At 63.6% G+C, this 11,903-nt stretch carries 8 protein-coding genes and 1 pseudogene; 3 read left to right on the forward strand and 6 right to left on the reverse strand.

What is annotated here, in order from left to right; all coding sequences use genetic code 11:
• A pseudogene (locus ACILRN_RS11955) lies at positions 1 to 553 on the forward strand (protein dehydratase); the annotation flags it as partial.
• Here the strand turns inward: ACILRN_RS11955 and ACILRN_RS11960 are convergent.
• Together ACILRN_RS11960 and ACILRN_RS11965 are read right to left on the reverse strand one after the other, a co-directional pair.
• A complete protein-coding gene (locus tag ACILRN_RS11960; RefSeq protein WP_395688575.1) occupies positions 533 to 2,149 on the reverse strand; it encodes an alpha-D-glucose phosphate-specific phosphoglucomutase in 1,617 nt (538 codons plus the stop codon). The pseudogene ACILRN_RS11955 and the gene ACILRN_RS11960 overlap by 21 nt on opposite strands.
• A 21-nt stretch (positions 2,150 to 2,170) precedes the next feature.
• A complete protein-coding gene (locus ACILRN_RS11965) occupies positions 2,171 to 3,037 on the reverse strand; it encodes a DMT family transporter (RefSeq protein ID WP_395688576.1) in 867 nt (288 codons plus the stop codon).
• Between the two features lie 179 nt (positions 3,038 to 3,216).
• Between ACILRN_RS11965 and ACILRN_RS11970 the strand changes: the two genes are divergently transcribed.
• Positions 3,217 to 4,605, forward strand: coding sequence for an L-serine ammonia-lyase (locus ACILRN_RS11970; RefSeq protein WP_395688578.1), 1,389 nt, complete (start codon positions 3,217 to 3,219; stop codon positions 4,603 to 4,605).
• Between the two features lie 10 nt (positions 4,606 to 4,615).
• A complete protein-coding gene (locus ACILRN_RS11975) occupies positions 4,616 to 6,373 on the forward strand; it encodes an acyl-CoA dehydrogenase C-terminal domain-containing protein (protein WP_395688580.1) in 1,758 nt (585 codons plus the stop codon).
• On the opposite strand, the gene pgi is transcribed toward ACILRN_RS11975, so the two are convergent.
• The 4 genes from pgi to rplT form a co-directional block, all read right to left on the reverse strand.
• The gene (gene pgi / locus ACILRN_RS11980; RefSeq protein WP_395688582.1) at positions 6,370 to 7,977 is read right to left on the reverse strand and encodes a glucose-6-phosphate isomerase; all 1,608 of its coding nucleotides are present in this window, start codon (positions 7,975 to 7,977) and stop codon (positions 6,370 to 6,372) included. The two genes, ACILRN_RS11975 and pgi, sit on opposite strands and share 4 nt — an antisense overlap.
• Positions 7,978 to 7,983: 6 nt before the next feature.
• On the reverse strand, positions 7,984 to 10,377 hold the full coding sequence (gene pheT, locus ACILRN_RS11985; protein ID WP_395688584.1) for a phenylalanine--tRNA ligase subunit beta: 2,394 nt from the start codon (positions 10,375 to 10,377) through the stop codon (positions 7,984 to 7,986).
• A 94-nt stretch (positions 10,378 to 10,471) separates the two neighbouring features.
• Positions 10,472 to 11,545 (reverse strand): phenylalanine--tRNA ligase subunit alpha, encoded by a 1,074-nt coding sequence (gene pheS / locus ACILRN_RS11990; protein WP_395688586.1) that lies wholly within the window; start codon positions 11,543 to 11,545, stop codon positions 10,472 to 10,474.
• Positions 11,546 to 11,651: 106 nt separating this feature from the next.
• A partial coding sequence (gene rplT, locus ACILRN_RS11995) for a 50S ribosomal protein L20 (RefSeq protein WP_395688588.1) occupies positions 11,652 to 11,903 on the reverse strand: 252 nt, incomplete at its 5' end.

Below are 11,903 nucleotides of genomic sequence, written 5' to 3' on the forward strand. Positions count from 1 at the left end.
GCAGCCGCTGCAGATGGGCGCCAGCATCGTTCGCGTTTCAACCATCGGCGATATCCGCTTCAAGCGGGGGGCCACGGGTGAGTTGTGCCTTGTTTCGGTTCATCACGAGATCAGCGGTGAACATGGCTTGGCCGTACGCGAGCGGCAGGATCTGGTGTTTCGGGAAGCCTCAGCGGGCTTGGGGGTAAAGATCGGCCCCGAACAGCCAATCATCGCCGATTGGAAGGTTGATGCGTCGCCGGTTCTGCTGTTCCGGTTTTCCGCCATGACATTCAATGGCCATCGTATCCACTTTGATTTTGACCATGCGCGTGCGGAAGGCTACCCCGGCCTTCTGGTGCATGGCCCCATGCAGGCTGTGCTGATGCTGAACCTGCTCGCCATCCGCCACCGCGCGGTTCCGAGGCAGTTTGCATACCGCTGCCTTGCGCCTCTGCCCAGCGGCCATGAGTTTGGTGTCGCCAGCGATGAGTCGGGCAGCGTGGCACGCATCCTGCGTCATGACGGTGTCGTCACGGCCGAGGGCGAGGCGTCAGGTGATCACGCTGGGTGACGCGCGGCCGGTGTGGCCCTCGATGTCTGCAAGTGCATGGGAGAGTGAGATGAGGCGTGACAGAACCTGCTGGGTATCCAGGGCGTGGCGGTGGGTGTCCGGCTCATAGCATTCAAGATAGACCCGCAGGGTTGCCCCCTCCGTCCCGGTGCCGGACAGGCGATAGATGATGCGGGCGTCATCGCCAAACAGCAGTCTTATGCCCTGTGACTCGCTTCGGCTGCCATCCACGGGATCATCATAGGCAAAGTCATCAGCCTGCGTGATGCCGTGGTTTCCCATGAGCGCGGGAAGCTTGTCGCGCAAGGAGTCCATCAGCTGCTCGGCGGCTTCTGCGTTGACCGACTCGTAATCGTGGCGCGAATAGAAGTTGCGACCGAACTCACGCCAATGCGCCTGGACGATCTCTGCCACGCTCTTCCGCCTGACGGCCAGTATGTTGAGCCACATGAGCACCGCCCACAGCCCATCCTTCTCTCTGACATGCGAAGAGCTTGTGCCGAAGCTCTCTTCGCCGCACAGGCTGATCAGCCCGGCATCCAGCAGGTTGCCGAAGAACTTCCATCCGGTTGGGGTTTCAAAGCTGGGAATGCCAAGCCTGCCAGCCACGCGGTCGGCGGCGGTGCTGGTGGGCATGGAGCGTGCGATGCCAGCCAGGCCCTTTGCGTATCCGGGTGTCAGCTGGGCGTTGGCGGCCAGAATGGCAAGTGAATCGGATGGGGTGACGTAGATGCCACGGCCGAGAATCAGATTGCGATCGCCATCGCCATCAGACGCGGCGCCAAAATCAGCCTCGCCGCGCGTCAGCACGCGATCGGCCAGCGTTTTTGCATGCACGAGATTGGGATCGGGGTGGTGACCACCAAAGTCAGCAAGAGGCGTGCCATTCATCACTGTTCCTGGCGGGAAACCAAGCATGTCCTCGAGGATATGATGCGCATAGGGCCCCGTTATGGCGCTCATGGCGTCGAACGACATGGTGAAGCCGGAACGGATGAGGCTGCGCATCGCGTCAAAATCGAACAGTGATTGCATCAACTCGGCATAGTCCCTGACCGGGTCCACAACAGAAACCCTCATGCCACCACAGCTGTGTTCACCAAGCCGTTGCAGGTCGACGGGTTGTGACTCTGCGATGCGGTAGGAGGTGATCATGCCGGTTCGCCGGAACACGGCATCCGTCAGCTTCTCGGGTGCCGGTCCGCCATTGGCGATATTGAACTTGATGCCAAAGTCGCCATCGGGGCCACCGGGATTGTGGCTCGCGGACAGGATGATGCCGCCAAAGGCCCGGTACTTTCGAATAAGATGTGACGCCGCCGGTGTTGAGAGCAGCCCGTTTTGGCCGACCAGCACGCGGCCGACGCCATTGGCAGCGGCCATGCGGATTGCCGTCTGGACGACCTCCGCGTTGAAGTAGCGGCCGTCCCCGCCAATCACCAGAGCGCCGCCCCCATGGCCCTCGAGCGAGTCGAAAATCGACTGCAGGAAGGTCTCGACATAATCGGGCTGCTGGAACACATGCACCTTCTTTCGCAGGCCTGAGGTGCCGGGCTTCTGTCCGGCATGAGGCTTGGTGGTGATGGTTCGGATCATGTCCGTCTCCGCAGCTGCAGGTCAGGAGTTGCTGATCGACATGACGGCAACGCCGCCGACGATCAGCGTCAGCCCAAACCACTGCCCAGCCGACACCTTTTCCTTCAGGAAGATCATTGCAAGAATGACGGCGATAGCGCCATAGGCTGAGATTCCTATTCCAGCAAACTCCTTGCCAGGCAGGTGGCCTGATGCGTTGACCGCGATGACGCCGAGCACGTCGAGGCCGCCCATCACGAAAATGCCGATCCACTGCCGGCGGGTGAGTGGCTCATGCTTGGCTTCGGCGAGCAGGAAGGGAAAGATGGTGATGAGGGCGGTTGCGCGCGACAGCCATGTGGCCTCAATTTCGCCCACCGCCACTGCGGCTTGCTGGCCGAGCACGATCGAGGTGGAGTATCCCAGCACTGCAATCATCGAAAACAGCAGGAGCGTGGGCATCTTGCCCGGCTCGACCGCATTGATGCCGCCGTCTTCCGTTCCTGAGCGGGCCACGATGACCGCGCCGACCAGCGTTGCCAGAACACAGGCCCATTGCACGGGTGTAGGCTCAAGCCCATTGACCACACCCCACAGCACGGCAAGGACCGGATAACCCGCGGTGAGCGGCCCGACGAGCGAGATCGGTCCAAGGCTGAACGCCTTGAACAGCCCGCCGACACCAAAGCCGTAGGCCAGTCCCAGCAGCAGGCCGGAGATCAACCCCTCGCGCGAGGCCTGCCAGATCTTGCCGTCGTATATCACATAGACGGAGAGCAGGAGACCACCCGATATGATGACAAGCGCTGCCATGCGGAAGGCGCCCACACGGGCCGACATGCCCCGCGCGATCAGATCGTGGATGGACCAGCACAGCGCTGCAAAGACGCCAAACATCACAGCAAGCATTACGGCGCACACCCCTTGTTCGAACCCCACGTCCGATGTTCCCATAACAGCATGGCCCCGAGGCCGACGGAACCCAAAAATGCGTCGTTTTGGTAGGCCATGGCGGCGTACAACTGGCGGTGCATCAGCGGCAGCCCTGCGGTATAGTGCTGCAAATCACCTGGTCTGGGGCTCCGCGCATGTTTCTGTCCGTCTTCGACGTCTTCAAGATCGGCATTGGCCCATCGAGCTCGCACACAGTGGGTCCGATGGTGGCGGCTGCGCGCTTTATCGCGACAGCGGGCAAGGCCTCGCTCCCTGGTACTGGCCGGTTGACGGTGACCCTGCATGGCTCGCTCGCCTTCACCGGCAAGGGCCATGGCACCGACCGCGCGGTGATTCTCGGGCTTGCCGGCGAGAAGCCACAGAGCATGGACCCGGACCGGGTCGATGACGTATTGCGCCAGATGGCTGAACGCGGCAGCATCGCCGTGACGCCTGACTATGCGGTTGCCTTCAATCCGGCGCGTGACGTGATTTTCGATTTCGGCCCGGCACTGAAAGGCCATGCCAACGGCATGGTGTTCCGCATCCTTGATGACGACAGCAACACGCTGCTGTCGGAAACCTATTTCTCGATCGGCGGTGGCTTCGTGCAGACGGAGCAAGAGCGCGCCCAGTCCCTTGCCGCGGAAAAGACCGAGAAACCCTCCGTCGATGTGCCTTATCCGTTTCGAACGGCTGCCGAGATGCTGGAGATGGGCAAGCGCTCCGGCCTTACTATCGCCGCCATGAAGCGGGCCAATGAGCTGGCTGGGCAGACAGCCGAGCAGCTTGACGCCAACCTCGATTGTATCTGGCATGCCATGCGCGACTGCATGAACCGTGGCCTCACCATCACGGGGACCCTGCCAGGTGGGCTCAAGATCAAGCGGCGGGCCGCGGAAATTCACAACAAGCTCAAGGAAGAGCAGGGCAACAACGCCATCCAGCCCCACAGGGTGATGGACTGGCTTTCGGTCTATGCCATGGCGGTCAATGAGGAGAACGCCGCAGGTGGCCGGGTGGTGACTGCACCCACCAATGGTGCGGCTGGCGTCATTCCCGCCACCATCCGCTATTACCTTGATCATTGCCTTGGCGCCGACCATGCCGGCATCCGCACCTTTCTGCTGGCTGCCGCAGCGATCGGCGGGCTGATCAAGCACAATGCCTCGATTTCCGGCGCTGAGGTGGGCTGCCAGGGCGAGGTGGGCTCGGCCTCCGCCATGGCGGCCGCTGGCCTCTGTGCGGCGCTCGGCGGCAGCAACGAACAGGTGGAAAACGCCGCCGAAATAGCGCTGGAACATCATCTCGGCATGACCTGCGATCCGGTGGGCGGGCTCGTGCAGGTCCCCTGCATCGAGCGCAACGCTTTCGGCGCGGTGAAGGCCGTCACCGCCGCTTCGCTGGCGCTCCGCGGCGATGGCACCCATTTCGTGCCGCTCGATACCTGCGTCGAAACCATGCGCCAGACCGGCCTCGACATGAGCGAGCGCTACAAGGAAACCTCCACCGGCGGCCTTGCGGTGAATGTCGTGGAGTGCTGAATTCAGGCTCATGCCGGTTTTCAGCCCCCCGCTCCGCGAGCATCTGTTCTGCCTCTACGAGCTTCTTGATTTCGAGAGCCACAGCCGCCTTCCCGGCTTCGAGGGCCTGTCGCGCGATGTGGTGGCGGCGGTGCTCGATCAATCGGCGCGCTTCTGCGCCGATGTGGTGGCGCCGCTCAACCGCAACGCCGATGAAGAAGGCGTTCATTTCGCGTCCGGCACGGTGACCACGCCCAAAGGCTTCCGCGAGGCCTATGCGGCGCTCGTTGCCGGCGGCTGGCCGGCGCTCACCGCCGCGCCGGAACACGGCGGCCAGGGCATGCCGCATATGGTGAACCTGCTGTTCGAGGAAATGCTCAACGGCGCCTGCCTGTCCTTCGGCCTGTTCCCGGGCCTTACCCGCGGCGCCTATGTGCTGCTGAACCAGCACGGCAGCGCCGCGCAGAAGGCGCGCTATGCGGCAAAGCTCGCCAGCGGTGAATGGGCGGGCTCCATGTGCCTTACCGAAGCGCATTGCGGCACCGATCTAGGGCTGATGAAAACCCTGGCCAGCCCAAAACAAGACGGCAGCCATGTGCTCACCGGAACCAAGATCTTCATTTCGGCGGGCGAGCATGACCTGACGCCGAACATCATCTATTTCGTGCTGGCCAGGCTCCCCGATGCGCCGAAGGGCAGCAGGGGCATCAGCCTGTTCCTGGTGCCCAAGGTGTTGGTGGGCGATGACGGCACGCTGGGTCATCGCAATGCGGTGTCCTGCGGCGTGGTCGAGCACAAGATGGGCATTCACGGCTGCCCTACCTGCGTGATGAATTTCGATGGTGCCACCGGCTGGCTGGTGGGCGAGCCGCACCAGGGCCTCAAGGCGATGTTTGCAATGATGAATGCCGAGCGCATCGCGGTGGGCATCCACGGGCTTGCCATCGCGGAAGCGTCCTATCGCAATGCCGTGGCCTATGCGCGCGAGCGCCTGCAGGGCCGGGCGCCGTCCGGCCCGCGCGCGCCGGAGAAGCCGGCTGACCCGATCATCGTGCACCCCGATGTGCGCCGCATGCTGATGACCCAGAAGGCGCTCACCGAAGGCTGCCGCATGCTGGCGCTGTGGGCGGCGCAGGCGCTGGATGTGTCAGAGCGCCACCCGGACCCCGCCACGCGCGCCGCTGCCGACGCGCTGGTGGCCATGCTGACGCCCGTTGTGAAGGCCTTCCTCACCGATTGCGGGACGGACGCCGCCAATCTCGGCGTGCAGGTGCTGGGTGGCCATGGCTTCATCCGCGGCAATGGCCAGGAACAATATGTGCGCGATGTGCGCATCACCCAAATCTATGAGGGAACCAACGGCATCCAGGCCGCTGATCTCCTCGGCCGCAAAGTGCTGCATCTTGGCCTGTTCGAGAGCTTTGCCGCGCCGGTGCGCGCCTTCCTGTCAGGCGAGATGGCGCCTGAGTTCGCCGCACCTCTTTCCGCCGCCTTCCGCCAGCTTGAGGAGACGACCGCGCTGCTGCGCGCCCGCGCCGCTGCAGATCCGGATGAAGCCGGGGCGGCGGCGGTTGACTACATGCGGCTGTTCGCCCTGGCGGCGCTGGCCTATCTCTGGGCGCGCGCCGCGAAGCTGGCGTTGCCCAAAAGCAACGAGGATTTCTACCGCGCCAAGCTCGATACGGCGCGCTTCTTCATGGCCCGCATCCTGCCTGAAACGCAGTCATTGCAGGCGAAGATCGCCGCCGGCGCAGCACCTGTGATGGCGCTGGACGAGGCGATGTTTTAGCCGAGCTTCCGCAGATAGGCCGCGAGGCCCGCCGTTGAGGAATCGAGGCCTTTGGCGCTGGCCTTTCCTTCCACCACCGGCTGCAGGGCGGTGGCGAGTTCCTTGCCGAGCTCCACGCCCCATTGGTCGAAGGCGTTGATGTTCCAGATGGCGGCCTCGACGAAGACGCGGTGCTCATAAAGCGCAATCAGGCGGCCCAGCGTTGCGGGGTCGAGCTTGCGATAGGCCAGCGTCAGCGACGGGCGGTTGCCGGGAAATTCGCGGTGGGAGCTGAGCGCGCGGGCATCCGCCTTGCTCCTGCCCATGGCGAGAAGCTGGGCCTCCGCCTCCTCGCGGGTACGGCCGCGCATCAGCGCCTGTGACTGCGCCAGGCAATTGGCTACTAGCAGTGCATGGTGCTCTGACATGCCATTTTCATGCGGCTCCGCGGCGATGAGAAACTCCACGGGAATGACGTTGGCGCCCTGGTGCAGCAGCTGGAAGAAGGCGTGCTGGCCATTGGTGCCGGGCTCGCCCCATACAATGGGGCCAGTAAGGCCCGCTACCTTGCCATCCAGCCGCACGCGCTTGCCGTTCGATTCCATGTCGAGCTGCTGGAGATAGGCCGGAAGCCGCGCCAGACGCTGGTCGTAAGGAATAACGGCGCGCGAGGCATAGCCGCAGATATTGCGGTGCCAGACGCCCAGCAGACCCATCAGCATGGGCAGGTTGCGGAGTACCGGCGCATCGCGGAAATGCCGGTCCATGGCATGGCCGCCGTCGAGAAAGCGCAGGAAATTCTCAGGTCCGATGGCGATCATCAGTGGCAGCCCGATCGCCGACCAGATCGAATAGCGCCCGCCCACCCAGTCCCAGAAGCCGAAGATGCGGTCCTCGCGGATGCCGAAGGACTTGACCTTATCGATCGCCGTGGAAATCGCCGCGAAATGGGCGCCAACCTTTTTCTCGCCCAGCTTCTCCGCAATCCAGCGCCGCGCGGTGCGGGCGTTGGTCATGGTTTCGATGGTGGTGAAGGTCTTCGATGCAATCAGGAACAGCGTGGTCTTGGGGTTGAGCTGCTTCAGTGTATCGGCGATATGCGCGCCATCGACATTGGAAACGAAATGCAGCCGCGGCCCGTCATGATAGGGGGCAAGCGCCAGCGTTGCCATGGCCGGCCCGAGGTCAGACCCGCCGATGCCGATGTTCACCACATCGGTGATGGCCGATCCGCGGATATCCTTGGCGAAGGCCGCCATTGCCGCCAGCACCGCGTTGATGTCCGGCATCACGTCGCGGCCGTTCACCATGACGGGCTTGTTGGCGCGATTGCGCAGCGCCGTATGCAGCACGGCCCGGTTTTCGGTGATGTTGATGGCGGCGCCTGAAAACATCGCATCGCGCTTTGCTTCCACATCCGCCGCCTTGGCGAGCCTTCCCAGCAGCGCCATGGTGCGTGTGTTCACTGCGCATTTCGAGAAGTCGAGCAATAGATCGTCGTTGCGCGCTGAGAAGTTCCTGAAGCGCTCTGGGTCACGCGCGAAGGCAAGGCGCATGTCACGCGGCGCACCGGACTTATGGTGGGCTTTCAGCTCCGCAAGCACCTGATCGCGTGTGCTGGCCATGACGTGTTAGCTCCGCAAGGTGCCGCCGGTCGCCTTGCTGACCGCCTGCACGATTTTAGCCGATACCGCTTCGATCTCCGGTTCGGTCAGGGTCTTGTCGCGCGGCTGCAGCGTGACTTCGATGGCCAGCGAGGTCTTGCCGCCGTCGAGCTTATAGAGGTCGAATACGGTCACATCGGAGATCAGCGCCTTGTCGGCGCTGCGTGCCGCCTTGACCAGCTTCTCGGCCTCCACGGCATCATCGACCACGAAAGCAAAATCGCGGGTGAGTGGCATCAGGTCCGAAGTCACCAGTGCGGCACGGGTGGCACTGCGCGATTTGGGAACCGGAATGGTGTTGAGCACAATCTCAAAGCCCACCAGTGGCCCCTTCACATCCATCGCTGCGAGAACCCGCGGGTGCAGTTCGCCGAAAAACCCCAGCTTGTTTTGCGGACCCATCTGGATGGTGCCGCAGCGGCCGGGGTGGAACCACTCAGGTCCGCCCGCCACCACTTGCAAGGTGGAGACAGCAGCACCCGCCGCCTCCAGCACCGCCAGCGCATCGGCCTTGGCGTCGAATGCGTCCACCGCCCGCGCGCCACCATGCACATTGCGGCCGGTGAAGGCGCCGCGCCTGATGCCGGCGGCGCGCAGGGTTTCGTCCTGCGGCCTGTCTCCCGCATAGGCATGGCCCACTTCCGCCAGCATCAGATCGGCGAAGCCGCGGTCCATGTTGCGGCCAGCGGCGGCGATCAGATTGGGCAGCAGAGAGGGCCGCATGTCGGAGAGTTCGGACGAGATCGGGTTGGCGAGCTTCAGCTCCGGCTTGCCGCCGCCGAACAGCTTGGCCTGATCTTCCGGCAGGAAGGCCCAGGTGATAGCCTCATTGAAGCCGCGCGATGCCAGCATGCGCCGGGCCGCCAGCATGCGCTTCTGCAGCGGGGTGAGCACCGGCCGGGCGATGGCGCTTGTCCGCTCCATCGGCTGCGGCGGAATATTGTCGAGGCCGTAGATGCGGCAGACTTCTTCAACGAGATCGGTCTCGCCATGAATGTCCGGCCGCCAGCTGGGAACCGTGCAGACAAGCGTATCAGCCTCCTCGCTGACGCCGAAGCCGAGCGCTGAGAGAATTTCCTTCTGCCTGGGCGCCAGAATCTCGATTCCGGCCAGCGAGGCGACCCGCGATTTGCGCAGCGGGTAATTGCGCGCCGTATCGGGAACTGCACCGGCAATCACCAGGTGAGAGGCCTCGCCGCCACAAAGGTCGAGGATCATGCGGGTGGCGATCTCCGCGCCCACGGGTGTGAAGGCCGGGTCGACACCACGCTCGAAACGGTAGCGGGCGTCCGACGTGATGCCGAGTTTGCGGCCCGTGGCAGCGGTGCGCAGCGGATCGAAATAGGCGGCCTCAAGGAACACATTCACCGTGTCATCGGTGCAGCCCGAGGCGCTGCCGCCGATGATGCCGGCAATCGCTTCCGGCCCTGCGTCATCGGCGATCACCGTCATGCTGGCGTTGAGCGTGTAACTCTTGTTGTCGAGCGCAGCCAGCGTCTCGCCGTCCTGGGCGAGCCTGGCGCGGATATTGCCGGTCACCTTGCCGGCATCGAACACATGCAGCGGCCGGCCATAGGCGAAGGTGATGTAATTGGTGATGTCGACCAGCGCCGAGATCGGCCGCAGACCGATGGCTTTGAGGCGGCGCTGCAGCCACTCGGGCGAAGGGCCGTTCCTCACATTCCTGATGTAGCGGCCCACGAACAGCGGGCAGGGCTTCGTATCGCCACCGGGGAAATCCAGCGACACTTTGATGGGCGAGTCGAAGCGCCCCTCCACTTTAGGTGCCAAGAGCGGCTTCAGCTTGCCTAGGCCCTTGGCGGCAAGATCGCGGGCGATGCCATAGATGCCCAGCGCATCGGGGCGGTTGGGCGTCACCTTCACATAGATCATCGGATCGTCGAGCCCCAATGCCGTGGCCGCCGGTGTGCCGACGGGCCAGCTCTCCGCCACTTCGATGATGCCGTTGTGCTCATCCGAAATCAGAAGCTCCCGCTCCGAGCACAGCATAGCCTGGGATTCGACGCCGCGGATGGTGGCTGGCGCGAACACGGCACCCGTCGCCGGAATGGTGACGCCGGGAAGCGCGATGATCGCCTTGATGCCGGTACGTGCATTGGGCGCGCCGCAAACAACCTGGCGGGTGCCGTCCTTCGTTTCCACCACGCATTGCCGCAGTTTGTCGGCATTCGGATGCTTCTCTGCCAGCGTGACATGCGCCACGCTGAAATCAGCGAGCAGACGGGTCTTGTCGGTCACTTCTTCGACCTCGAGGCCAACCCCGATCAGGCCTTCGCAAATCTCGTCCAGCGTAGCGGTGGTATCGAGATAATCCTTCAGCCAGGAGAGAGTGAATTTCATTGGCGTTCTTCCTTATGTCCTCTCCCGCGTGCGGGAGAGGAAGGGGACCCGTTGCGCAGCGATGGGGGAGGTGAGGGGACCTGAGTACGGGCGTTCACTGTGACAGCCCTCCCGCCAGGGTCGGCACCTGCAGCGCCTTGAATCCGTAGTGGCGCAGCCAGCGCAGGTCGGCTTCGAAGAAAGCGCGGAGATCGGGGATGCCGTATTTCAGCATGGCGATGCGGTCCAGTCCCACGCCGAAGGCCCAGCCCTGCACGCGCTCCGGGTCCATGCCGCCGGCGCGGATCACATTCGGATGCACCATGCCTGAGCCCAGGATCTCAAGCCACTTGTCGCCGGTGCCGATCTTCAATTGCCCGCCCTCGCGCGAATACTGGATGTCAACTTCCATCGACGGTTCGGTGAACGGGAAATGCGAGGCGCGGAACCGCATCTTCACATCGTCAACCTCGAAGAAAGCCTTGCAGAATTCGGCGAGAATCCATTTGAGATTGGCGAGCGTCGTGGTCTCGTCGATGACCAGCCCCTCGACCTGATTGAACATCGGCGTGTGCGTCATGTCCGAGTCGCAGCGGAAGGTGCGGCCAGGTGCTATGATGCGGATGGGCGGCTTCGAAGCCAGCATGGTGCGGATCTGCACCGGGCTCGTGTGGGTGCGCAGCAGCATGCGCGAGCCATCCGGCTTCTCGTGGAAGAAGAAGGTATCGTGCTCCTGGCGCGCGGGGTGTTCGGGCGGAATGTTCAGCGCATCGAAATTGTGAAAATCATCCTCGATGTGCGGGCCTTCGGCCACCGCGAAGCCGAGATCGCCGAAAATTTGCACCACTTCTTCCCAGACTTGCGAAACCGGATGCACGGTGCCGGATGTTTGCGGACGCGCGGGAAGCGTCACGTCGATCTTCTCGGCGGCTAGGCGCGCATCGAGTGCGATGTCCTGAAGCCTGGTCTTGCGCGCCGTGATGGCCTCGGTCACCCTGTCCTTCAGCAGGTTGAGCGCCGCACCCGCCTCGCGCCGCTCGTCCGGGCTCATGCCGCCCAGCGCCTTCATGCGCTCGGAAACCGTTCCCTTCTTGCCAAGCGCCGCGACGCGCACGGCTTCCAGCGCGGTTTCGTCCGTGGCGGCATCGATCTCGGCGAGGATCGACTGTTCAAGCGTAGCAAGGCTCATCTTCTGGTTCCCTGAAAAAGCATGACCGGGCACAGGTGTTGCGGAGAACACCATGTGGCCCGGTCAAGGCGATCGGAATTCGACGTGACGATCGGCGCGGCGGAATTTAAGCCTGCGCGGCCTTTGCCTTCTCGACGAGAGCGGCGAAGGCGGCCTGATCGTGCACGGCGAGATCGGCGAGGACCTTGCGGTCAACCTCGATCCCGGCCTTGGCCAGGCCGTGAATAAATCGGCCATAGGTGAGGCCGAGGTCGCGCGTCGCGGCGTTGATGCGCTGAATCCACAAAGCGCGGAAGTTGCGCTTCTTGGTGCGGCGGTCGCGGTAGGCATATTGCTCGGCCTTCTCGACGGCCTGCAC

Source organism: Aestuariivirga sp. (genome assembly GCF_044238155.1).
Lineage (GTDB): Bacteria > Pseudomonadota > Alphaproteobacteria > Rhizobiales > Aestuariivirgaceae > Aestuariivirga.